Source organism: Bradyrhizobium niftali (assembly GCF_004571025.1).
GTDB classification, from domain to species: Bacteria; Pseudomonadota; Alphaproteobacteria; order Rhizobiales; family Xanthobacteraceae; genus Bradyrhizobium; species Bradyrhizobium niftali.
The window spans coordinates 1,058,877-1,081,395 of record NZ_SPQT01000001.1 but is presented as its reverse complement, the minus strand read 5'-3'; the positions used below and the strand labels follow the sequence as shown (position 1 = coordinate 1,081,395).

General features: G+C 61.2%; 26 protein-coding genes and 2 pseudogenes. 15 read left to right on the top strand and 13 right to left on the bottom strand.

Going from position 1 to position 22,519, the window contains the following annotated elements; translation table 11 throughout:
- Positions 1-6: 6 nt before the first annotated feature.
- Positions 7-864 (bottom strand): transporter substrate-binding domain-containing protein, encoded by an 858-nt coding sequence (locus E4K65_RS04915; RefSeq protein WP_135173136.1) that lies wholly within the window; start codon positions 862-864, stop codon positions 7-9.
- Between the two features lie 130 nt (positions 865-994).
- On the opposite strand from E4K65_RS04915, the gene E4K65_RS04910 reads away from it, so the two are divergent.
- A complete protein-coding gene (locus tag E4K65_RS04910) occupies positions 995-1,927 on the top strand; it encodes a LysR family transcriptional regulator (RefSeq protein ID WP_135173135.1) in 933 nt (310 codons plus the stop codon).
- 408 nt (positions 1,928-2,335) lie between these two features.
- Here the strand turns inward: E4K65_RS04910 and E4K65_RS49730 are convergent, their stop codons facing one another.
- Positions 2,336-2,605, bottom strand: a complete 270-nt coding sequence (locus E4K65_RS49730; protein WP_347340942.1) for a hypothetical protein — start codon at positions 2,603-2,605, stop codon at positions 2,336-2,338.
- Positions 2,602-3,087 (bottom strand): hypothetical protein, encoded by a 486-nt coding sequence (locus E4K65_RS49725; protein WP_347340941.1) that lies wholly within the window; start codon positions 3,085-3,087, stop codon positions 2,602-2,604. Before E4K65_RS49725 ends, E4K65_RS49730 begins: the two co-directional genes overlap by 4 nt.
- A 584-nt stretch (positions 3,088-3,671) precedes the next feature.
- Between E4K65_RS49725 and E4K65_RS04895 the strand changes: the two genes are divergently transcribed.
- The 8 genes from E4K65_RS04895 to E4K65_RS04855 all read left to right on the top strand — a co-directional run bounded on the left by E4K65_RS04895 (position 3,672) and on the right by E4K65_RS04855 (position 10,585).
- The gene (locus E4K65_RS04895) at positions 3,672-4,163 is read left to right on the top strand and encodes a (2Fe-2S)-binding protein (RefSeq protein ID WP_167770547.1); all 492 of its coding nucleotides are present in this window, start codon (positions 3,672-3,674) and stop codon (positions 4,161-4,163) included.
- The gene (locus tag E4K65_RS04890) at positions 4,160-5,176 is read left to right on the top strand and encodes an FAD binding domain-containing protein (RefSeq protein ID WP_135173133.1); all 1,017 of its coding nucleotides are present in this window, start codon (positions 4,160-4,162) and stop codon (positions 5,174-5,176) included. Before E4K65_RS04895 ends, E4K65_RS04890 begins: the two co-directional genes overlap by 4 nt.
- 7 nt (positions 5,177-5,183) lie before the next feature.
- Positions 5,184-7,391, top strand: coding sequence for a xanthine dehydrogenase family protein molybdopterin-binding subunit (locus tag E4K65_RS04885; RefSeq protein ID WP_135173132.1), 2,208 nt, complete (start codon positions 5,184-5,186; stop codon positions 7,389-7,391).
- A gap of 665 nt (positions 7,392-8,056) precedes the next feature.
- A complete protein-coding gene (locus E4K65_RS04875; protein WP_135173130.1) occupies positions 8,057-8,749 on the top strand; it encodes a hypothetical protein in 693 nt (230 codons plus the stop codon).
- A gap of 274 nt (positions 8,750-9,023) precedes the next feature.
- Positions 9,024-9,191 carry a DUF305 domain-containing protein gene (locus tag E4K65_RS49975; protein ID WP_135173129.1) on the top strand — a complete coding sequence of 56 codons (168 nt, stop codon included), beginning with the start codon at positions 9,024-9,026 and terminating at the stop codon, positions 9,189-9,191.
- A 72-nt stretch (positions 9,192-9,263) separates the two neighbouring features.
- The gene (locus E4K65_RS49720) at positions 9,264-9,497 is read left to right on the top strand and encodes a DUF305 domain-containing protein (RefSeq protein WP_135173128.1); all 234 of its coding nucleotides are present in this window, start codon (positions 9,264-9,266) and stop codon (positions 9,495-9,497) included.
- An 82-nt stretch (positions 9,498-9,579) separates the two neighbouring features.
- On the top strand, positions 9,580-9,807 hold the full coding sequence (locus E4K65_RS04860; RefSeq protein WP_135173127.1) for a con-10 family general stress protein: 228 nt from the start codon (positions 9,580-9,582) through the stop codon (positions 9,805-9,807).
- A 55-nt stretch (positions 9,808-9,862) separates the two neighbouring features.
- On the top strand, positions 9,863-10,585 hold the full coding sequence (locus E4K65_RS04855; protein WP_135173233.1) for a DUF72 domain-containing protein: 723 nt from the start codon (positions 9,863-9,865) through the stop codon (positions 10,583-10,585).
- A 9-nt stretch (positions 10,586-10,594) separates the two neighbouring features.
- On the opposite strand, the gene E4K65_RS46945 is transcribed toward E4K65_RS04855, so the two are convergent.
- Complete coding sequence (locus E4K65_RS46945; RefSeq protein ID WP_167770523.1) at positions 10,595-10,768, bottom strand: hypothetical protein; 174 nt, start codon at positions 10,766-10,768, stop codon at positions 10,595-10,597.
- 16 nt (positions 10,769-10,784) lie between these two features.
- A pseudogene (locus E4K65_RS04850) lies at positions 10,785-11,861 on the bottom strand (flavodoxin family protein).
- A gap of 450 nt (positions 11,862-12,311) precedes the next feature.
- On the opposite strand from E4K65_RS04850, the gene E4K65_RS04845 reads away from it, so the two are divergent.
- Complete coding sequence (locus E4K65_RS04845; RefSeq protein WP_135173126.1) at positions 12,312-12,542, top strand: DUF6894 family protein; 231 nt, start codon at positions 12,312-12,314, stop codon at positions 12,540-12,542.
- A gap of 916 nt (positions 12,543-13,458) precedes the next feature.
- Positions 13,459-14,475 (top strand): ATP-dependent DNA ligase, encoded by a 1,017-nt coding sequence (locus E4K65_RS04835; protein ID WP_135173232.1) that lies wholly within the window; start codon positions 13,459-13,461, stop codon positions 14,473-14,475.
- Between the two features lie 1,071 nt (positions 14,476-15,546).
- On the opposite strand, the gene E4K65_RS46940 is transcribed toward E4K65_RS04835, so the two are convergent.
- From E4K65_RS46940 to ku, 4 genes and pseudogenes are all read right to left on the bottom strand, one after another.
- The gene (locus tag E4K65_RS46940; protein WP_028171502.1) at positions 15,547-15,810 is read right to left on the bottom strand and encodes a hypothetical protein; all 264 of its coding nucleotides are present in this window, start codon (positions 15,808-15,810) and stop codon (positions 15,547-15,549) included.
- Positions 15,811-16,659: 849 nt separating this feature from the next.
- Positions 16,660-17,397: an HAD family hydrolase gene (locus E4K65_RS04815; RefSeq protein WP_135173124.1), complete on the bottom strand. Its 738-nt coding sequence runs from the start codon at positions 17,395-17,397 to the stop codon at positions 16,660-16,662.
- A 32-nt stretch (positions 17,398-17,429) separates the two neighbouring features.
- A complete protein-coding gene (locus E4K65_RS04810; protein ID WP_135173123.1) occupies positions 17,430-17,672 on the bottom strand; it encodes a hypothetical protein in 243 nt (80 codons plus the stop codon).
- Positions 17,620-18,579, bottom strand: a pseudogene (gene ku / locus E4K65_RS04805) (non-homologous end joining protein Ku). The gene E4K65_RS04810 and the pseudogene ku overlap by 53 nt, the downstream one beginning before the upstream one ends.
- 236 nt (positions 18,580-18,815) lie before the next feature.
- On the opposite strand from ku, the gene E4K65_RS04800 reads away from it, so the two are divergent.
- Together E4K65_RS04800 and E4K65_RS48485 are read left to right on the top strand one after the other, a co-directional pair.
- The gene (locus E4K65_RS04800; protein ID WP_135173122.1) at positions 18,816-19,043 is read left to right on the top strand and encodes a hypothetical protein; all 228 of its coding nucleotides are present in this window, start codon (positions 18,816-18,818) and stop codon (positions 19,041-19,043) included.
- Entirely contained in the window at positions 19,040-19,267 is a 228-nt protein-coding gene (locus E4K65_RS48485) for a hypothetical protein (RefSeq protein ID WP_135173231.1), read from the top strand. Before E4K65_RS04800 ends, E4K65_RS48485 begins: the two co-directional genes overlap by 4 nt.
- A gap of 18 nt (positions 19,268-19,285) precedes the next feature.
- Here E4K65_RS48485 and E4K65_RS49455 read toward each other — a convergent pair whose 3' ends face one another.
- Complete coding sequence (locus tag E4K65_RS49455) at positions 19,286-19,420, bottom strand: hypothetical protein (protein ID WP_283813807.1); 135 nt, start codon at positions 19,418-19,420, stop codon at positions 19,286-19,288.
- 193 nt (positions 19,421-19,613) lie between these two features.
- Here E4K65_RS49455 and E4K65_RS04790 point away from each other — a divergent pair, with 193 nt between their 5' ends.
- The gene (locus tag E4K65_RS04790; protein ID WP_135173121.1) at positions 19,614-20,252 is read left to right on the top strand and encodes a hydrolase; all 639 of its coding nucleotides are present in this window, start codon (positions 19,614-19,616) and stop codon (positions 20,250-20,252) included.
- A gap of 218 nt (positions 20,253-20,470) precedes the next feature.
- Here E4K65_RS04790 and E4K65_RS04785 read toward each other — a convergent pair whose 3' ends face one another.
- Positions 20,471-20,782 carry a hypothetical protein gene (locus E4K65_RS04785; protein WP_167770522.1) on the bottom strand — a complete coding sequence of 104 codons (312 nt, stop codon included), beginning with the start codon at positions 20,780-20,782 and terminating at the stop codon, positions 20,471-20,473.
- A gap of 167 nt (positions 20,783-20,949) precedes the next feature.
- Here E4K65_RS04785 and E4K65_RS04780 point away from each other — a divergent pair, with 167 nt between their 5' ends.
- A complete protein-coding gene (locus E4K65_RS04780) occupies positions 20,950-21,162 on the top strand; it encodes a hypothetical protein (RefSeq protein ID WP_135173119.1) in 213 nt (70 codons plus the stop codon).
- A 561-nt stretch (positions 21,163-21,723) separates the two neighbouring features.
- On the opposite strand, the gene E4K65_RS04775 is transcribed toward E4K65_RS04780, so the two are convergent.
- A complete protein-coding gene (locus E4K65_RS04775; protein WP_135173118.1) occupies positions 21,724-21,933 on the bottom strand; it encodes a hypothetical protein in 210 nt (69 codons plus the stop codon).
- Between the two features lie 39 nt (positions 21,934-21,972).
- Entirely contained in the window at positions 21,973-22,485 is a 513-nt protein-coding gene (locus E4K65_RS04770; protein ID WP_235885469.1) for a hypothetical protein, read from the bottom strand.
- Positions 22,486-22,519 lie beyond the last annotated feature (34 nt).

The following is a 22,519-nucleotide window of genomic DNA, read 5'->3' as shown; positions in this document are numbered from 1 at the left end:
GCTCTCCTATTTCTCCGGAACGGACAAGGTGTTGGGCAACTGCATCGGTGCGCCGAACCATTTGGTCTGCAGCTCAGCGAGCTTGCCCGAGACGTTGAGCTTGACGAGTTCGGAATCGATCAGCGCGTCAAGCGTGGCGCTGTCGGGATCGTTGCGGCCGGCCCAGGTAAAATATGTCTTGGGCCCAAAGGTCGGCAGCACGACCTCGAAGAGGCCGGGCCTCTGACGCGCGGCCTCGAGCAGGTTTGGCAGTGAGTTGACCACCGCGCGGATTCGTCCGGCGGCGAGATCCGCATAAGCCTCGCTGAAATCGGTATAGGTCGTGATGCGACCGACCGGCGTGCCCTTCGCCTTGAGATCGGCCGCGAGCGTTTCCAGCGCCTGAAGCTGCGCGGAACCTGCTTGTGAACCTGCCGGCTTTCCGGCGATGTCGTCAGGTTTGGCGATCTCGGCGTCGCCCTTGCGCTTCAGTACCGCCATGGTTGCATCGGCGATCGGGACCGACAGGTGATAGGTCTGATAGCGCTCCTTCGTCGCCGTGACCGAAGTCACCACATAGTCGAAGCGGCTGGCGGCGAGGCCCGGTAGTATCCCTTGCCAGGGCAGGTCAAGCCGTTCGAGCTGGACGCCCGGTAGCGTCTTCATCACCTCAGTCATGATGTCGGCGGAGTAGCCGACGATCTGGCCGTTCTCAACGAATTCGAAAGGCGGAAACCGGGCCTCGGTACCGACTGTCAGCTTGCCCCTGGATTTGACTGTCGCCAGAAGCTCGGCGCTCGTGGCCGGTACGGCGAAAGCTGCAACGCACGCAGCGGCAGCGATTCCGGACAAGAGGATCCTGCCAAAATTCGCGGTGGTGGACATGTCCGTTTCCCCTCTTTGCAGCCGCCGCGGCGGTACATTCCTGATAGGGAAAGCGCACCACGGATTTCACTACAGAAGGATAGGAAAGTGTTTATGCTTATATCAGAAAATGTGATGTATTGAGGTCCTCATGCAGGTCGCGCAATCTGATCTTCGTTCGCTCGCGGTGTTCCGGGCCGTCGTGGAACATCGCAGCTTTCTGGGAGCACAGATCGCGCTGGGGTTGAGTCAGTCGGCCGTCAGCTTCCACATCAAGGCGCTCGAGGAACGGTTCGGCTTCCGGCTCTGCCGGCGCGGTCGCGGCGGCTTCGAACTCACCGACCGCGGCGCGGCGGTTTACGAGAAGTCCAAAGTGCTATTCCTCTCTCTCAACGCCTTCGAGAGTGACATCGGCACGCTGAAACACCGGATAACCGGAACCTTGCGCCTTGGGCTGGTCGATAACACCATCACCGATGAAGATCTGCCGATCTACAAGGTGATCGCCGCGCTCAGCCGCAAGGCGCCGGACGCGACGGTTCAGATCGTCATCGATGCGCCGGAGGCGCTCGTCACCGAACTCGGCAATGGCGGCATCGACATCGCCATCCTGCCGGAGGTTCAGTCCTATCAGGGCCTCAAATTTTCCTATCTGCGGGATGAGCGACATTCGCTCTATTGCGCCACCGGACACCCTCTCTTCACCGTGCCAGAAGAAGCTTTGAGCGCGACCGCTATCGGGAAATACGCGTTCGTCGTCAGGCTCTACGCCAACAAGCGAGAACTGCAGCACTTTCCCAACGCCGTCACCCGCGCCACAGCCTCGAACATGGAGGCGCAAGCCATGTTCGTGCTCTCTGGCCAGTATCTGGGCTATCTGCCCGATCACTATGCCCATGCCTGGGTGAAGCAGGCGCGATTGCGCGCGCTCCTGTCCAGTGAAACCAACATCCCGTCGAAGTTCGTGATCGCGACCCGCCTGGCGGAGCGTGCTCCGTCCGTGCTCGACCTCTTTATTCAGGAGCTTGCGGGTATCGCTTCCGAGCGGCTGCATGGAGTGCTCGCCAGGGACATACTCCGATAGAGCGGCGCATTTCGATCGGCCCCCTGCGGAACGAGACCCATTTCCCAAACCGGTCCGGCTTCTGGGGATCTCGCTATGCTCTCTGCAGTCCGACGACCAAAGAGCCGCAACTTGGCCTTCCTATCTGAGCACGGGGGGCGCCGGCGTCATAATCGCGCCTACCGCGCTCGCAATACGGACGGCTGCAACGGCATCACGCTGGTCGGCGTCGCAAGCGGACGCGAATTCGAGGTCCTCAGCCATTTCGCCGGAATTCTCTGATCCGGAATTCTCTGATGATTTGCCGCACGATTATCTGGCCCGAAAGGCCGCAATCGCTGCCCTGGCGTCCGGCGGCACCGCCACGATCGAATGGGCTGGCACGCCGGCCCACGGACTGAGCCTATGGCACGGCCGTTCTCTTTGGCTCTAATCTGTCGGCAAGGCCATCCACTCCGGGAGCGGCGCGCCGTCGCGGTGCCGACCGCCGGCAACTGCCGCCGCCCAAGCGCTCACAGCCCCGAGCAGTGTGGCCACGGCCAAGGAGAACGCGAGAACGATCGTGCTGCGACGCGCATGAGCGATTGCCGTTTTCGAGCTCGCTATGGCCTGATCGACCCGCCGCTCGGAGTCGCCGGCCGAAAGGCCCGTCAGCGCCTGGATCTGCTGGATCAGATAGGTCCGGTCATCTCCGTTCACAGGCCCGCCTCGGCGCGTTCGGCGCTGATATCGGCATTCGCAGGCCGACGCGGGGAGCGCAACAGCCGATCGAGTTCGTAGCTCAGGAGCGGCTCGGCAACCGTATTGTTGGCCAATGTCGTCGATGAAGACGCGCGATTGACCGCGGCCGCGCCAACAATACCTGCCAGGACAGCGCCAAGTAGGACCGCGAGCGCCCATGCCGCCAGCCCATGAAGTCCGTCGCGCATCTCCCTTTCGGCACCGCTCGTCGCATCGATGCCGCCGCGAACTCGCCCCGCAATGTAGCCGCCCAGACCAAAACTGACGATCGCCTGCGAGATCAAATAGAGCCCAGAGAGTAGCGACAGCGCGGGAGACGCGTCTCGCCAGGTTGGCGAGGTTGAGCTGACACCGAGACCGATGGCGACGCCAAAGGTCACCAGAATAAAGGTAAATGCCGTTGCGACGAACGCGCCTGCGACGACGGGCGTCCATCGCAAATGTCGCCCTGATCGGGAATTGTCAGCGCTTCGTCCTCGATGAGCGTGGGAGCTTCGGAAGGTTCCTGTCGGACGCTAATGATGCCATGCAACACGCCAGCGCTATTCGCTGCGATTGCCGTGCGTCATTGCTGCGACTGTCGCCGAATAGGCTCTCGGCAGCTTATCGATTGGCTCGCCGTCGCTCAAACGCGCCCGTTAGCCCGTTCGCTTGCTCAATGGCCGCTTAGCGCCAGAAGCCGCTTCCCCGCCCCGACATTCTGCTTTCGGCACCCATCGAGTGCAGGCTCAGCCGAAAACGGAAATGCGAGATGTAGCGTGATGCTATGTCCGTGATCGCAGGCAAAACCCGGTCCAGCCAGGGAGTTTCCCAGACGGATTTCCGACTCGCTGTCCCTCGTCGAATGCACCACTTGCCCCACCCGGGATTCCAATGAGATCATGAGGGCTCAGGTTCCGTTCCGGAGAGCTGCATGGAACAAAGCGATTGGCCGACCGTTGGGCGCGAATGGCGAGCGGAAACTGGCGCACTCTCGCCAGCAGGTTTGACTTCTCAGCTCGGCCTCCACCGCAGGGAAAACGACATGGCTGATGTCGCAAATCAAGTTGCCAATCGCATCCCAACCAACCTCGTCGTCAATGGCGTCAGGCGCACGCTGGACCTCGTGCCCTGGACCACGCTGCTGGACGCATTGCGTGACCATCTTGCGCTGACCGGCACCAAAAAAGGCTGCGATCACGGTCAATGCGGCGCCTGTACGGTACTGGTCGATGGTCGGCGGGTCAATTCCTGCCTGACGCTCGCCGTCATGACGGACGGCGCGGAGATCACGACCATCGAAGGTCTTGCCAGGGATGGAGCGCTGCATCCATTGCAGCAGGCCTTCATCGACCACGACGCCTTCCAATGCGGCTATTGCACGCCGGGACAGATTTGTTCGGCGGCCGGTTTGCTCGCCGAAGGTCGCGCCGGGGATGCTGACGAGATCCGGGAGCTGATGAGCGGAAATCTCTGCCGCTGCGGCGCCTATCCCAACATCGTCGCCGCCATCCAGCAGGCAGTGGGGCGGCCATGATCAACTTCCAGTACTCCCGCGCCGCCGACGTCGCCGATGCGATTCTCCTGCTCACCGCCCATCCCGGTGCCAAGCTCATCGCCGGCGGCACCAATTTGATCGACCTGATGAAGGAGAACGTCGAGCAGCCGTCCTGGCTGATCGACATCTCTCGCCTGCCGCTCCGCAAGATCGAGGAGACTGCCGACGGAGGTCTGCGCATCGGCGCCTTGGTGCCGAACTCCGATTTTGCCTACCATCCGCTCATCGAGCAGCGCTACCCGCTGGTCGCCAGCGCCATCCTCGCCGGAGCTTCGGCGCAATTGCGCAACATGGCCTCCGTCGGCGGCAATCTGATGCAGCGAACGCGTTGCGCCTATTTTTATGATACGGCAACGCCCTGCAACAAGCGAACTCACGGCAGCGGCTGCTCGGCGATCGACGGCCTCAACCGCAACCATGCGATCCTCGGCACGAGCGCCGCCTGCATCGCAACCAATCCGTCCGACATGAGCGTGGCGCTGGCTGCGCTCGGCGCGTTCGTGCACATCGCAGGCCCATCCGGTGAGCGGACGATAGCATTGACCGATTTCCATCGGCTGCCCGGCGACACGCCTCACATCGATACCAACCTCGATACCGGCGAGATCATCACGGCAATCGAACTGCCGCCACGCGGCTTTGCCCATAACTACAGCTATCTGAAAGTCCGCGACCGCCTGTCTTATGCCTTCGCCCTGGTCTCGGTCGCGGCTGCGCTCGAACTCGAGGGCAACGCCATCAGCGAGGCGCGCGTGGCACTCGGCGGCGTCGCCCACAAGCCCTGGCGCAGCTTTGAGGCCGAAGCGGCGTTACGCGGCCAAGCGGCAACAGTGGAGCACTTCTCGCACGCTGCGGATTTCCTGCTGCAGGGCGCAAGGGCCTCTGCCCATAACGGCTTCAAGGTCGAGCTCGCGCGCCGGGCCATCGTGCGGACGCTGATGCAGGCCGCAAGCGCCACGCCGCAATCGCAAGCTCACAAGAAGATTGCGTGAGGGACCGATGAACGCCTATGTCGGAACAGCAACGTCTCGCGTCGACGGTCGGGCCAAGGTCACCGGGGCCGCCAAATATGCCGGCGAATTCACGGTCGACGGTCTCGTCCATGGTTTCGTCGTCGAGGCCACAATTCCACGCGGGCGGATTGCCCGCCTCGACACCAGCGAGGCGCTGAAGGTCACGGGCGTGCTCGACGTGCTCACCCACGCGCATCGCCCGCCGCTCGCCGACAAGGTCGAGGCCTGGAAGGACGAGGTGGCGCCGGACGAAGGTTCGCCCTTCCGTCCGCTCTACGATGACATTATCAAATTCAACGGCCAGCCGATCGCGCTGGTCGTGGCGACGGAGTGGGAAACCGCGAAATTCGCCGCGACCCTGGTGCGTGTCGAATATCAAGAGGATCACACGTTTGCGACCGAGCTCGAAACCGGGCGCAACAGGGCGACCGAAGTGAAGAGGCCGCACGAGCCGCGGGGCGACGCCGCAGGAGCGCTTGCCGGAGCGGCCATGCGGCACGAGGCGGACTACTTCGTTCCGACCGAGCATCACAACCCGATGGAACTCTTTGCGACCACGGCTGTCTGGGACGGCAACGGCAGGCTCACCGTTTACGACAAGACGCAAGGCGTCCTGAACGTTCACAGATATCTCTGCGGCGTGCTCGACAAGCAGCCGGACGAGATCCGCGTGCTCTCGCCCTATGTCGGCGGCGCTTTCGGCTCCGGTCTGCGGCCGCAATACCAGGTGGTGCTGGCGACGCTGGGCGCACTTGCCTTGAAGCGGTCCGTACGCGTCGTGCTGACGCGCCAGCAGATGTACGGGCTCGGTTACCGGCCGGCGACGATCGAGCATGTCGGGCTCGGCGCAAAGCCGGACGGCGCGCTGGAGGCAGTCATGCACGAGGCCACCGCCGTCACCTCGCGCTACGAGGATTTCGCGCGCAACGACAGCGGCTGGGCGGAACAGCTCTACAAGAGCCGGAACAGCCATTATTCCCACAAGGTCGTGCGCCTCGACGTCTCCACCCCCTGCGACATGCGCGCGCCCGGCGCGGCTTCGGGCGTCTGCGCGCTCGAATGCGCCATGGACGAGCTGGCCGTCGCGCTCAAGCTCGATCCCATCGAACTGCGGCTGAAATGCTACTCGGATCGCGACCAGAGCGAAGACCTGCCCTACACCAGCAAGCAGCTGCGCGAATGCTACGCCCGCGGCGCGGAGGCCTTCGGCTGGAGCAAGCGCAATCCCGCCGCGCGCTCGATGCGTGATGACAAGGAACTGGTCGGCTGGGGTATGGCGACAGGCGTGTGGGAGGCGCTGCAGATGCCGGTCGCGGTCCGCATCGTGCTGACCGCCAATGGCCATGCCGAGGTATTCTGCGCGGCGTCCGACATCGGCACCGGCACCTACACCATCGTGGCGCAGGTGGCGGCCGATGCACTCGGGCTGCCGATCGAGAACATTAGCGTCAAGCTCGCCGACTCGACCCTGCCGCAAGCTCCCGTCGAGGGCGGTTCCTGGATGGCTGCATCGAGCGCGCATGCGGTACTGGGAGCAGCCGAAGACATTCGCCAGGAGCTCGCGCGCCTCGCCAGTGCAATGCCCTCTTCGCCCCTCGCCGGTATCGATGCGGCCGAAGTCATCCTCGTCGACGGCACCATCGCCAGCAACGGCGAGAAGAGCCGTGCGGTCCCGATCACGGATGCGATGCGCTACGGCAAGCTCGAACGGATCGAGAAGCACAAGCTCAATCACTTCGCGGAGGACAAATCGCACGCCCGCAACACGCATTCAGCCGTATTTGCAGAGGTGAAGGTCGACGAGCAGCTCGGCGTCATCCGCGTCACGCGAGTCGTGAGCGCCGTCGCAGCCGGGCGGATTCTCAACACCAAGACCGGCCGCAGCCAGATCATGGGCGGAGTGGTTTGGGGGATCGGGATGGCCCTGCACGAGGAGACGGTGATGGATCACCGGTTCGGCCGGATCATGAACGCGAATATCGCCGAGTACCACATCCCCGTGAATGCCGACATTCACGACATCGATGTGATCTTCGTCGATGAGCGCGACGACCACATCAACCGGCTTGGCGTCAAGGGCCTGGGCGAAATCGGCATCGTCGGCGTCCCCGCGGCGATCGCAAACGCCGTCTATCACGCCACTGGCAAACGCATCCGCCGCTTCCCGATCACGCTGGATAAGCTGCTCACCTGATGCGACAGACTATTTGCCCTTCTCGCCTGGTTCGACGGCTGCTCGCATACATTCACCGTCGGCCTGTCTCGTCAAAGACGAAAAGCCGGTCGAGAATGTCACGGAAAGGCCCATTTAGCCGCGAAAGGGGTGGTCAACGATCATACGGTCGGCTTGGTTTGCGCACGTCGCGCCTCGCTGAAGATCGAGCGGGCGCGGCGCTGCTTGGCCTCGAAGGCCGCCGAAACAGAGCAACGTCGGTCCTACAGCGAATGCCGTGTCGCAAACGATGACGTCTGCGCGTGGGATCAGCGTGAGAAAAAACGAGACCGTCACGTCCCAAGCGCATCGGGCGCCGGGAATCGGTCGCAGCTAGTCCAGCGCAAAAATCGCGTCTGTCCGCTTTCGAACATTCTCGCAACCTAACTAAGTACGCGCGCCATCTATGATTTGGCCTCATTAGCTCGCTGAGCTGTTCTTTCGATTGGCCTGTCTACGGGCATGCTCAGGATCATTTATCCGGATAGTCCGGCACCGATCATAGCCGGCGCGCAATAGTGGGTGCTTTTGTGCGGCCGGATCTCGTCCGGGCCAGAATGTATCCACCGCATTGCCCGATTTGAGCCGCATTGTGACCCAGGTCGCAGCGAAGGATCCTGCTGGGGGGCGCAACACCGGGGGTTTTCATGTCCGGTCATTTGCGATTCTGCTTCAGCGCTTTTGTCCTTCTCGCAGGATTTTCAACGGCGCCTGCATCTTCGAATCCATTTGCAGATTTCTTCGGTATCGCTCCCCAGACAGCCGCTGCGCCTGCATCCACTGAAACGGAGTGCTTGCCGCGGCCCGGCAAGTCGACCGCGGACGGTCAACGCTGGGTTTATCGTTTGGACGGCCACCGCAGGTGCTGGTTCCTGGCGGCCGAGGGGATCGCGACTGTGAAAAAGCCGGTGCATCGTCACGCCGCAAAGGATCGTGTCAAGCAGGAGGCGCTCGTGGATGCGCGTGCCGAGCTACTGTACTCCACTCAACCGATGCCGCCCGCGTCCAAGCTAAAGGTGGCTGATGCCGCTATCGGGGCCGCGGCCCTCGTCCCATTGGCACCCGTCGCCGACCGCGCGACTGATCAGCTCAACCTTGATCGCCCCACGCCGCGCCAGGTGGACGTTGAGACGCCTCTGGCCGCTGCGCCGGCCGCCAGTGACGCGGTTGCCGTCTCCATGACTCCGGCCTCACCCGTCGCCCATCCTATTGCCGAGGCGGGCGACGACGGGCGGAGCTGGACGGCAAACTGGCCTGGCCTGGTGTTGATGGCTCTGGGGCTCGTTTCCGTCTTAAGCTCGAGCCGAACTGTTCGAGAGGCCATCCTGTCGCGTGACTGATACAACGAACAGTGATCGCTGCAACCGATCTTCAAACTACAGCAGCCCTACTGGATTGGCTTCCTGGTCCATCCGTCATCGGCCATAATGTATCCGCTATTTGCATGGCTCCGGTGGCCGATCGGGCACCCACACCGGCAACGGTACGGTTCGCACACGTTGGGCATTGGGCGCCCGCTCCGTTCTGGCTTTGTCGGCCAGCCTTGGATTGGCCGACGCGCTTTCAGTTGCTCTGCCGCTCCTAAGCAGATCCCGGGATGAGGATCAACGCTACATGCGCCACATGACGACGCACCATCAGCAGGGAATCACGCTTGCCCGCCTTGCGGTCGCGTGGGCACAGGATCCCCATCTGCGTGCCTTGGCCGCTCTCATGGTGGCATCCCAAGCCGGACAGAACATGATCTTCGCGCGCTGGCGGGGTGGGTCAGTGATCCCATGACGGTGTGCTCGGCCGAAGAGATGTCGGCAATGCCGGGCTACCTGACGGCGGCACAGATGGCGGAAGCACGCGATGCGCATGACGACAAGCGGCGGCTCGATTTTTATCCGGCTCACGAGCCTGCACTATGCCGGCGCGGCTCGGATGATGGACCAAGAATGGCATTCAGCCGGTGATCCCCGGCTTCGGCTGATGGCGCATGCGATGCGCCATGAGCAACAGGGCGAGATCGCCTTGATGCACGGCGTCGGTGGCGCCGAGGCGCGGCGCCAGGCCGCGCGCAACATGCTCGCGAATAATCTTTAATGTCGTGACGCTCCCAGGAACGAGACAGCCCCTCTTCGGTTGGGATTTTGCGGAGGCTGGGCAACAAAGCAGGAGCATCGACATGGCAAACGAACAACGCGGCGGTGGCGGTAACTTTGCGAACGATCCACAACGCGCGTCCGAAGCGGGCAAGAAGAGGGGCGAACATAGCCACGGCCAGCAAGGACAGCAAAGCCAGGGCGGCAACAAACCCGGCCAGCAGGGCAGCAGCTCATCGGGTAAACCTGGAAACTTCGCCAACGATCGCGACAAGGCCAGCGAGGCAGGCCGCAAGGGCGGCCAATCGTAATGCGATAGCAACAGAACGGGCGGGTGTCGGCGCACATCCCGCCCAGCGTGTGGAAATGGCGCGCGTCCTCATCGGCACCTCCGGCTGGCATTATGATTCCTGGCGCGGCCCCTTCTTCCCGGAAGGCTTGCCGCTGAAAGAAGAGCTTCGCTACTACGCCGGCCAGTTCGAGACCACAGAACTGAACGGTGTATTCTACCGGACGCCGACACCGGAAGCAGTCGAGACCTGGCGAGAACAGACCGGCGGCGATTTCGTCTTCGCATGGAAGGCGTCCAAATTCATCACGCACTGGAAACGCTTGTCCGACCGCTCTGAAAACAGCCTCGCGCTGCTGGAGGACCGCATTTCCCTGCTTCGCGGCAAGGCGGGACCGATCCTGTTTCAGCTGCCACCGCAGTTTGAGGCGAATGCCGACGGGCTCGCGCTCTTCTTCAAGCTGTTGTCGAGAAAGCGCCGCTACAGCTTCGAATTTCGTCACCCAAGCTGGTATCAGCCCCGCATCCTGCGGATGCTGGCCGACGAGAACATATCACTCTGCCTGTCAGACCACCACGATGCCCCGGCACCCTGGAAGCGCACGGCGGACTTTGTCTATGTGCGTGGCCATGGTCCGAGCGGGCGGTATCACGGCCACTACACGCGACCGACGCTCACGCAATGGGCCCGGCGCATCAACTCCTGGAAGCGGCAAGGCTGCGACGTCTATGTTTACTTTGACAACGATCAGAAGAGCGCAGCCCCAGCCGATGCGCTGAAGCTGAAGGCGCTTCTTTAGCGAGCGCAACTACGGCCCGCCGGCAACTGAACCTGCGATCACCATGACAAGCTCGGCAAGGTCGATCTTTCCGTTGACAACCAGCTCCTCTGAAGAGCCTTCAACCTTCAGCGATTGCGGCCGGTTGGCCGCCTGACGCTTGAGTTCGCCGATAATGGATTCCTTGAGTTTCTCTTCCAGCATCTGTTCTCTCCGTCCGTCATTTTGGATTCGGGTCTTCGAGTTCGCTACCCGGCTCCTCGAGCTGTCCGTTCCGCGCGAGCCGGACGGCATTGCCGAGCGCCCGCGTCGCGTTCAGTACTTCCCGCTGGAATTCGCCGTCTTCATCGAATGCGCGATGTGAGGCCGCATATTGCTCCATGTAGCCGACGTAACCGTCGAGCTCGCTGAAGCGGCCCGCCGAGATCAAGTGCATATCGGTCAGCCAGTCGGACAGGGTTCGCCGCACGCCTTCGGCGCCGACGCTGTCGCCGTGGACGATCAAGCCGAAATGACGGCCGGCGAGATGACGTGGGTACGACCAGCCTTTCAACTCGAGGGCTTTGGCTTCATCAGCTTTCTTGCCGTGGGTCGATGTCGGATCGGGATTACCGCCGTCGGCGCAAACCAGGCGATCCATCATCGCCTTGAGCCCGCCCGGCACGTGATACCAATTCACCGGCGTTACGATCAGGATGCCGTGGGCTGCCACCCAGAGCGGATAGATCTCGTTCATCCAGTCGCTGGTCTGGCCGAGCGAGTAGTTCGGATAGCAGCTGCACGGCCAGTGGCACAGCGGCATGGCTGTCGAAACGCAGGCCTTGCAGGGATGGATGTTCTTGCCGAACTCGGAAGTGAGGCGCGAGAGGTCGAGGATGTCGACGGCAAATCCCATCTCGGCGAAGACGGGCTCGGCGAGCTTGACCATGCGCCACGTCTAGGACATCTCGCCGGGACAAGTATGCTCGCTGCGGGCCGAACCGTTGACAATCAGGATGCGCGGCGTCGCGTTGGCATCGTCGTGCCGTCGCTGCGCCTCAAGGACGGCGGCGCGCGCCGCAAGCCAATCGACGGCAACGTCATAATCGGGATCGACGAATCCTGCGCCCGCCTTCTGGGTCACAGGCGATTTGCGCGAATGACTGTAGGCGTCCCAGGCAGCACCGACGATGGCATCGATCTCGGGCTTGAGCGATGCAAAGATAGGATCGACGAACCGGCTCTTGTAGCGGCTCTCGAACTCTTGACGCGACAGCTTGACGGGCGGCATCCCTTTACGAACATCCGGTTCCGTCATGCTGGCCCCTTGATAGTTGGTGCAGTTCAACTAACCGAGGTTGTCGCGGCGAGTTCCAAAGCGCGTCGCGCACGCTTGGCTGGCTGCAGCAGCAAGCTAGCGCCGATAAGTCATCTCCGCGAGATTGTTGTTCTTCAGCGAAGCTGATCTTGGTCGGCAATTTTTGCGCGACAGCGATGGAGAGCTCAACACGGCAAAGCCACCGATCGAAGGCGCGCTTCGCTGACCGGGCTTACGTTTCACGATCGCACGGGCGTCCGGCCGCTACCTTGGAGCAGCGGCCCCACCCGGATTTCAATAAGTCCGAGATGAAAGATACCGTACCGGCCCCGGCATAGCATGCTCCATCATGAACGAGGGCTAACGCGGAACTGCAAGAAGTATCTGATTTCGCCAATGCGAGCACTGGTCTAGTTGGGACATCATCCCGCCTGTCGCATTTCCGTGGGCATGCCGAGATATTTCTTTCATATCACGCACCAACGCGCTGAGATCGACCACGAGGGCGAGGAGCTTCCGGACAAGCACGCGGCGTGGAAGGAAGCCACCGTAACAGCCGGGCAGATGCATCAGAGCATAGACGGAAAACTGGCGCGCGATCGCGATTGGCGCATGGAAGTTACGGATGCGTTCCAGAACACGCTCTACGTTCTGCACCTTCGGGCCGAGAAGCCGAAGTAAGGCCTCAGTTGGCTCCGCTGGATAGGATGCCAAGCTTCAATATCGGATTTGCCTAAGGACAATCGCCACGCCTGTGACCGAGCTGCCGAGCGGCGCATTTCGGCCAGTCCCCTTCAGAGGAGCGATTGGCCAGCACTTGCGATTGGATCAAGGCCGCCCGGGGAGTTTGCGTATGCGTTCCTGGTCTGCCTTCTGACCGGCTCGACTGCGACGTCTATCGGATGCTTGAAGATTTTTGAGCGCAGGCGGGCTGCGCCTGGCGCGAGACCGACACCGACCTCGTCACTGCGCCATCTGATCCTCCTTCAAGGACTGGATGGTCATGCAACGCCGCAGGCTTCACGGGTTCCGGAACGATTGAAGCCATGTCAGTTTGAATCGGTTGTGGCGTGGCTTCTGTTGTTGGACTTAGCGGCAAATAAGGAACGGCGTTGATGCGCTGCGGTTATAGTTCACGGGGTACGCTGTGTGGCCGCGGAGTCTTTTCTTCATTGCGTGGAGCGTCTGGAAAGGTCGGTGCGGCTGCAGGAGACGGGTGAACGCGGGAGGTTGATGCTCGCGAGCCGGCACATTGGAAAATGTATGCGGCCGCGCGACAGCAAGCCAGCCAACCACCGCAAGGATCAGAAGACGTTCTCGTCGACCCCCAAAGTCAAAGCGCGGGCTACTTCCACCGGAGCTGGCGCAGTGTTGCGGACAATGGAACATCCGACCGCGACATCCGCTTTGGCCATGACCGGAAAGCTTGGTCGTCTAAGGCGACGCGCTTGGTACGGCTAGTTGGTCTTCGTGAGGTCACGCTCGGAAGCGGGCGAGGAATCTCTTGCAAGAGCATCCTTCACTTTCCTGGAACGGAAAGCCGCCGTTCCGGTTACTCCACGTTCAAGTGTGCTTAAGGAAGGCGTTGATGCTCACCATGGAGGCCCGGTCGGTTGATCGCCTGCCGAGGGGGGCCGAGTGGCAATATGAGCCGAAGTGGGACGGCTTTCGCTGCCTTTTGATCCGAAGCGGATCGCGCCTTCGAATGCAGTCCAAATCGGGACGAGAGCTTGCTCGTTACTTTCCGGAAGTGGCAGTCGCGGCCCTGAACCTTGCCGAAACACAATTTGCGCTGGACGGCGAGTTAGTCATTCCAATCGGCAAGCGCTTTTCGTTCGATGATCTGCTGCAGCGCATCCACCCAGCGGCAAGCCGCGTCAAACGGCTTGCCACGGCAACGCCGGCCGTCTTTCTCGCGTTTGATCTTCTTGGCTGCGGGACCGACGACATTGCGGGGCTCCCGCTCACGAAACGGCGCCCTGCGCTGGAACGGTTCGCCAAACGGCATTTCAAGCACAGCGAGATCTTTGTCCTCTCTCCGGCAAGTCGAAATCATACCGATGCCGAACGGTGGCTCGCTCGGGCCGGTGGTGGTAGCGATGGTGTCATCGCCAAACGCATCGATCTTCCCTACCAGACTGGCAATCGCGAAGGCATGCAAAAGATCAAACGCATCCGCTCCGCGGACTGCGTGATTGGGGGTTTTCGGTACGGAGAGAGGCGTACTGCCGGGCGCAAAGTCGTAGGCTCTCTCTTGTTGGGCCTCTATGATGAAAAGGGCCAATTGAACCATGTCGGGTTCACGTCCGGGCTCAAGTCTGCAGCGAAGGCGGCTTTGACGGATCAGCTTGAGACCATCGTGAACGACCGCAGCTTCACCGGAAACGCGCCAGGCGGCCGCAGCCGGTGGTCGACCAAACGATCGACGGAATGGCAGTCGGTGAAACCGAAATTCGTTGTTGAAGTTTCCTATGACCACTTCACCGCCGGACGATTTCGCCACGGCACCACGATCATCCGGTGGCGTCCTGACAAAAAGCCGCGCCAATGCACTATGGACCAACTTGAACAGAAATCGGTTCTGCCTGCGGCATTGCTTCGTGCTCCAGTGTAGGAACGTCTACGCCGGACAGCTTGGCTGCCCTCGCGCTCCCCTCTCGACGTGCTGATCGCCGAAGACCGCCTCACCTGTCGCCGGTACGGTCCATCACGATCTGGATTGCCATGATCGTCCTCCTCGGAATCCTGATGGCCAAGGACCTGATCCAGTATCCAGCCGAAGCTATTTCCAGAGAAGAAGATTTTCATCGCGAACGCCTGTCGCCGAACTCGCCATCACGTAGGTCAGTCGGCAGGTCAGACTGTTCGGCGAAGCGCACCTCGATCCTGCGGAGCGCTTTAGGGCCACGCCCGGCTTTGCCATGGCCGCGGCGACCGCGTCGGGTCGCCCGTCTCCCTGGCCATACCCTGATGGAAGAGATTGCTGCCGTGCCCCAAGCCTGAAGGGCCCCCTTTCATGAAGGGCGCCGCGATCGCGAGATCGAAGAAGCCTACAACGCCTGGCAGGTCTTCAGTTTCCAGCCATGGAGCCTGCGCAGCTCCATCATTCGTCCTCCGCTAACGCCGACGGGCTACCAATACTCCCAACAAGAACGCCAACAAGAGCGATTGCAGCGGCGCCTCCACGGCCATCTTGCGCAAACGGTCGGACAACCGCAGTGCTGTCTGTTGGGAATCCGGCTCGCGTCGGCCTGGCGTCCCTACCACATCCCTCTCGCCGCTGGCATCGCTTCGGAAGCGAGCTCAATACCGCCCTGATCGTTCACGAGGCCGGAGGCTTCCGTCATTGCAGAGGCTTCCCTCATGTCCATGCGCGTCCTCCCTGTGGTCGTAGCGAAGCAATTGCCCCCTCAACCGTTACGTCGACAACTTGCCGCCGATGCCCTATCCAGCGCCTATGATCCGAAACACGGAAGCCGGAAGCGAGATGGCGCTGATGCACGAGGGAATGCCACCACCGCCGCGCACAGGTGGCCCGCCAGTCGCCAACATTCGCAATACGTCACAGCCGCAGGAGCAGTTGGCTCAAGCCTCAGAACCGCTGCTCCAGCTAGGTGGCCTGCAAACAAAAAGTCGCGCCGAGAGGAATAGGCGCGACCCTTCTCGAATTCGCCAAGGCCGTCGGTTACTTCTCTTTGATAACGGTCGTGCTGCTGCTACCAACAGTGCCTTCCTCGCAGACTTTGGTCTGTTTGATGCGGTCTTCAGCTTCCACGCGGGTCTTGAAGGCCATCGGACCGATCTGCGTCACGACTTCCTTGTCCGCCGGACGTGTGGTGGTAATCGTGCATTGATGGCTCGGACCTTGTACGACGTAGTACTCATCTGCTAATGCTGGGGCGGCGCATCCGATGATTAATGCGCCAGCAAGAAGAAGTGGTGCTTTCATTGTCGCCTCTCCATTTAAGTACTGCCGAATGGAGGACGAGCGCGATCAAGAGAAACGCCGTGCGCTACTGCGCACACGACCGCTCATCCTTCAATCCCCTCGGCGGTTCTGTAACTCGCCCGACAGTTCGGAGTTCCCCGATTTTTGATGGATCCAAGCCAGCACCAAACCTGCTGAGAGGTTGGTGCGCCATCCGCTAATTCAGTTTGCGCTTTTGGGCATCGGGCGATGGATGTGTGGCCTTCGCCGAACTGCGCGCCTCCATCGGGTCAGCCAGCATCCGAAGCTCATCCGCAAGAACACGGTCCTTTTCGGAACCGGATAATCATGGGAAATGCGATCATTCATATAGAGGCGGAAAAGCACTTTTTCCGCAGTCTCAACGATCCACACTCTTTCAATGCCGGGAAGGGCCATGCTGTCCGCGGCCGGACTTCCAGCGAGATGAATCATGTTTCGCACGGGCCGTTGCTCAGGAGTGACGCCCCGTCTCGACCACTACCAGGTCGCCCTCTGACCGTCAGCATCAGCCCGTCGGCGTCGATCCATAACCCTGTCGCTGCAAGTCGCTCTAGCAAACGCAAACTCAAGTGCCAATGGGAGTCGAAACGGTAGTTGATTTTGACTCGAAACTGCAGTCGTACGTCATTCAGACGCCGAATGCCGATCCCATGGCATCGGAGTGGATGCGCTATCTTGCTTCAATTGCGATGACCGCCGTGGCGACGACTGTGACGGTCGGTGGTGTCCATTCCGAATGTGTCCTTGGTATTTGTCATCCCGGTTATCATCGCTGGCGTCGGCTTCGGCTTGGATCTCACTCTGCTCGGCGATACTTGACGCTCTGGCTTACAATTTTTTTCTTACTGAGCCTCGCCTCCAACGGGCCGCCGCTGCAGGAATAGCCAAGGAGCCCGCCGTCGTCTTATCCGCGAGCGGCGTGTCATCGAAGCGTGCATAAAGGGTGGCCGGTCCGGGGTACACATCGACGCAACCGGCATCCCGCAGCGAGCTTTCCGTAAAGCCGCCGCAGAGGACGCCGATGGTCGGGATACCCACCTTGCCGGCCGCGATGGAGTCGTACGGCGTGTCGCCGATTGCGACCGCTGCGCCGCCCTCGATGCCGAGCTTCTCCAGCACGACTTCGAAGATGTCCGGTGCCGGCTTGGACTCGTCGACGTCTTCGGACGAGGTCGCGATGTCCACCAGATCGACGATTCCGGCAATGGCAAGATACTTCTCCAGTTCGTCCTTCTTGGCGGAGGAAGCGATGGCGATGCGAAGTCCTGCGCCTCGCGCGCGCCGCAAAAGGTCCGGAACAGCCGAGAAAGGACGGACGAGCGGTAGATACGCCGACTTGAAGCGCTTGCCGCGCCACTCATCGAGTGTCTTGCCATGGTCCCGTTGCTCGGCCTCAGAGAGAAACACAGGAATGAGCTTGTCTCCGCCCTTTCCGATCTGGCTTCGCGCCTGCTCGAACGTGATGTCGTGGCCGAATTCGACCATCGCCTCCTGCCAGGCGAGCGCGTGCAGGTCGACCGAGTCCAGTAAGGTCCCGTCGAGATCGAAGATGGCGGCTTTGGGCATCGCAAGGTTTCCGGTCCCAAGGAAGGGGGCGCCTAGCGCCGACGCGCGACCCAGATCCCAAGCAGAAAAGCCATAAGTAGGGATTGCAGCGGCGCCTTCAAAGTCATCTCGCGCAACTGTTCGGCCCACCGCATCGCGGCATCCTGCGAATGCCACGGGCGACGGCTCGCGTCCGCTTGGCGGCTCGGCCTCGCTAAGGAGGCCTGCTCTATGCCGCCGTCATCATTCGTCAGCCCGGAAGCTTCCGTCATTGCCGAGGTTTCTTTCATATCCATGCGGCCCTCCTATGATGGTGTCAAAGCAACCGATCTCCCGACGGCTCGTTCCTACGCAGTCTTCCGCCGCGTCCCGGCCACCGGCTTCTTGGCGGCCGCCTCCTTCGCCGGCTTCTTGCCGGCGATCGGCATCAACATCTCCTTCTGACCGGCGGAGGCCTCTTTGGCCTTCTTGTGCGACTTTTTCGGAGCCTTGGCTTCGGCTGCGGCGCGCCTTGGCTTCGGCTGCGGCGCCCCCGACACTCTGCCGCAGCGCCTCCATCAGGTCGACGACGTTTCCACCGCGCGGACGCTCCTTCGGGGTGATCGGCTTGCCGGCGCGCTTCTGATTGATGAGCTCGATCAGAGCCGTTTCGTCGTGATCCTCGAATATCTCGGGATCGAACGTGCCGGACTTCTGGTTGGCGATGTGCTTTGCGAGGTCGAGCATATGCTTGGTGATTTTGACGTCTTGGATCTCGTCAGAATACTCCTGCTCCGATCGCACTTCGTACGGGTAGCGCAGCAGCGTGCCGACCCGACCCTTGTCGAGTGGCTCAAGCGCGATGATGTGCTCTCGGTTGGTCAGCACCACCCGTCCGATGGCGACCTTGTCCATATCGCGGATGGTCTCTTGGATCACGGCGAAGGCATCGTGCCCCGACCTTGCGATCCGGCCTTAGGTAGTAGGGGCGGATCAGGTAGCGCGGGTCGATGTCGGCCTTGTCACGAATTCGTCGATCTCGATCGTCCTGGTCAACTCCAGCGCGAACTCCTCGAGCTCCTCTTTGGTGACGTCGATGAACTGGTCCTTCTCGAGCCGGTAGCCCTTCACGATATCCTCGTTGGCCACCTCGTCGCCGGTGTCGGCGACCTTCAGATATCTGATGCGGTGACCGGTCGCCCAGTTGAGCTGGTTGAACGAGATCTTCTCGCTCTCCGAGGTCGCCGGATAGAGCGCGACGGGACAGGTGACGAGAGACAGTCGCAGGAAGCCTTTCCAGTTGGCTCAAGGGGCCATGACTTCCATACTCCGGATACGCGGCCTGGATTCAAGACGATCATGTGGGCCCGGTTCCGACACGTCCATACGATCTTCCGACGATGCCCTCCGCGGCCGCCCCCGCTCTTGACTCGACATGAACAAACAGGGAACAATGGGCCATGTCCGCAGCCCCCGAAAACTCATTCCACGTCGCCGACCTGTACCTCGCTGCGGACCAGGCAATAGCGGCCTGTGGCGGCGACGCAAGGGAGACGGTCAAGGCGCTCCTGGTCGCGAACGACTTCCTGGAGCAGCAGCTCGACGAGCTCCGGGCCAAGGTGTCGACCGGCTACGCCTGCGGACGGCTCCCACCGTCTCGGGAACGCAAGGACGAGGCAGATGGCTGACCTACTTCGTCGCTCTACCGTTCGTTTTCTCCGATGACGGCCTCGCTGCGGGCGAGGCGACGGAGTGCTTCAGCGCTAATGCCGCGGTCATGCGGACCGAGGCGCTGGCGCGCAAGCCCGGACACGCCGGCGCCGTCGCGTTCAGCCGCAGCGGGGGCCCCGCAACAGGCGCGAAGCTGATCCGGAAGTTCGGGAACGTGCCGGACGATCTGAGCGCACTTTGACCGACGGCAAAAGCCGCGTCACTCGTCCACCCGACCGACGGCATCTCCCGGTTCCAGCAAGCTCAGTGCGGTCTCGATCTGCGCAAGCTGCCTTTCGATTTCCTCGCGCTCGTTCGGCCCGGGATCGCTCTCCAGTTGCGCCAGGAGAATCATCCGCAAATTCAGCGACGTGCCGGACGATCTCAGCGCGCTGGGATGGCCTAGCTCTGAGGTCCGTGCTCCATCATGATCTGGCCGACGTCCGGCTCCTCGACACAGTGGTGAAGATCGCGCACAGCAGATCTTTCTGATAAAGATTTGGATCATCAATGACGACCGCTTCGTTTCAATTCGAAAGAGGAATAACGTGGCAAAGACCCAGCCCGAACCCGTCCGCGATCCGAAGGCCGATCACCTTCTGACCCCTCAAAACTGCGTTCTGGTCCTGATCGACTACCAGCCTGAGCAGTATTCCAGCGTTACTTCATCCTCCCGTGAGGAGATCACCCTCAATGCAGTTGCGCTATGCAAGCTCGCTCAAGCCTACAGCATCCCCGTGGTGCTCTCGACGGTGGCGGTCGACATGGGCGTGAACGAAGGCACGATTCCGGAGATCCGCGCGGTTCTGCCGGGAGTGGAAGAAATCGACCGTACGGGCGTCAATGCATGGCAGGACGATGACTTCCGCAAGGCGGTCCAGGACACGGGGCGGCGCAAGGTGGTCATCGGCGCGCTTTGGACCGAGGTCTGCCTGGCCTTTCCAACCCTCGACATGCTGGCCGAAGGCTACGAGGTCTATCCGGTTGCCGACGCCGTAGGCGGCATCTCGCCGACCGCGCACGAACGCGCGTTTGATCGAATGATTCAGGCCGGGGCAAGACCCATCACGACGATCTCCTTCGGCTGCGAGATCATGCGCAACTGGGCGCGCGGAGATTCCGACAACCTGCGAGAAGTCATGCGATGGTATTTTCCTCAGCATCGCCGTCTGCATAAGTCGGCTTGAAGCATGCGGAGACTTGGCTGCGGTTGAGAATGTCACGATGTCGCCGAGTTCGCCGAACTGCCACGTCGCGACCGCGGCCGCCGAACTACTGCTGCACCGCATCCGAAGCTAGGATCGATGGCCTCTGCGCGGGCTACGCCTTCAACCACGGGCGCAGCGGGCCCCGACATCTGGCATGACCTGCAAGCTCGACCGGAACCGGATCCCTGGTCGAAGGGTTACTCACGCCGCTCAAGATCGGCCCCGAGGTTGACGCTCAGCTGGCTGGCCGGCTGGATCCCCACAAGCCCCAGGACGAACGAACTAGCCCTGTCCCTCACCATGGCGTTGTCGCAGTCGAGCAACTCGACCTTGGCAGCGCCGGCCCGCGTCGCGGCAACGGCCAGATTGCGCTGCACCTTCTGGTGCATGAATGCGGCTACATGAGGCTTGCCGAGCTCGCGGCTGAGATGTTCGCGGCTTAGACCCACGACCTTAGCGGCAGCTGCCGTGATGCTCTCGCCGGTGACCATGCTGGCGATTGGGGACATGCGGGCGCTGAACCGACACTCTCCCGGAGCTCCCAAGGGCAAGGAACCGCATTGGAGACGACGCAAGCTGAAGCGGGATCAATGATCGTCCTTCTCCGAGGGGACGCCACACGATTTTCATTTTGTCGGAATCAAATTGATCCGTTGCTTCAATTAGGACGTCATAAATGACCAAGGAAAATTGCCTGATCGTCCACGTTGCTGGAAGAAAGTTGGATCTGCTGCGAGGAGAGGCCTCCCGCATTGCAAGGGACAGTAAAATTGATTGGTGGATCGATCGCGCCGATGTCGGCACGCGCTTCTGCTTTGAAGACGCGAAGGCGAAAGAAACCTTCGCTCTCACCTGCGACAACTTCGGTGTCCCGTGCCGCGATGGCTAGGAACACACCTCAATGGGAAAAGCCGCAGCGTGGTTCCAGCCCCACTGCGGCCATATCCCGGGCAACTTGAAATTGGCTGATACTTAAATCTCGCCGGTGTTCTCACAGTAGAACACCCCGTTCCGAATAAGGACTCCGGATAACTACCGGAGTCCGCTGGTCCACCCGTTGTAATTAACGGCCGAACATGGCACCGCTCACTCTTCCAGCCCCGATGCTCCCGGCTGCCGATCCAATTGCGGATTAGAGCGCCGGGAGTGCTAGGTCCGCCAGCGTGAACCGGCGGCGCCGACAATTTGCGGCAAGCTTCGCGTCGGTGCTTGACCGAGGGCTTAGTTGTTGAGCGACCTTCCGAAGCTTTGGCCGCCGTCAGAGCAGGACAATTGTCGGTAGGGATAAGATCCCGAGACGGTGCAAGAGACGGTCACGTTGCCGGATGATAAAGTGAATAGTGCGGTGTGCTGCTTGGGCGGCTTAGTCATAAAGCACTGAATCTGACTGTTATTGTACCGTTTTAGCTGCGAATTGGCTTTCACGTAGTTTAAGAATCCGGGACAATCGTTAGCGAAAGCGCTCGCCGGAAAAATCATGAGGATTGAAAGAATAAGCTTCATGAACATCCCCTCTTGTGTCGATCGCGACTGCGTAGGCCGAGGGAATATATAGAAAACCGCCAACGCTCGCACGTTTGTGAAGCAGTTCACAAACGCATGAAAAGCCAGCCAGCGTGAAGATACAGGCGAGACAGGCGATGTGCACCAACTCATTCATGTCGCGCGCTGTACTCAGCAATCCGCCTTGCGAGCGTCCTCAGCCGACTGTCAAAACTATCCAGGACACGGATGCGGCAAAGAGTGCTTGCGAGCTGATGCCGAGCGGCCAGCTAAGCGTCCGCTTCGTGTGGGCCCATCTATGGAAACGTTGCAAGGTCGTCAGGGGCTGTTTCGGAAACATTCTATGCGCGACCCGTAAGGGGTCGGGCAACATTCCTGCAAGAGCGCCGAGCACGATCACCCCAGTCGTCGCGGGTGCCGCGAAAAGCCAAATTGTCATCAATAGACCCACGCAAGCATCGAAGCCGATAAGAGCCAAATCGTAAAAAAGCCTCGGATCCGCTGGCAGGCCGCGATTGTTGACATCACGCTTTAATTTGATCGCTCGAAGTGGATAGTCCCAGTGCGGGATCGCATCGATCGCAAAGTGGCTTGCAAACGCCGCAACCGCAACGAGGACTGGGTGCGACGGGAACAGGCTAGCGATGGCGCCGCCGACAACTGCGTGAGTGCTTAAAATCATATCTCGTCGGCTCGTATACTCGCTCATTGCCCCACCTCTTAGCACGGCCCGCCGCAGAGAA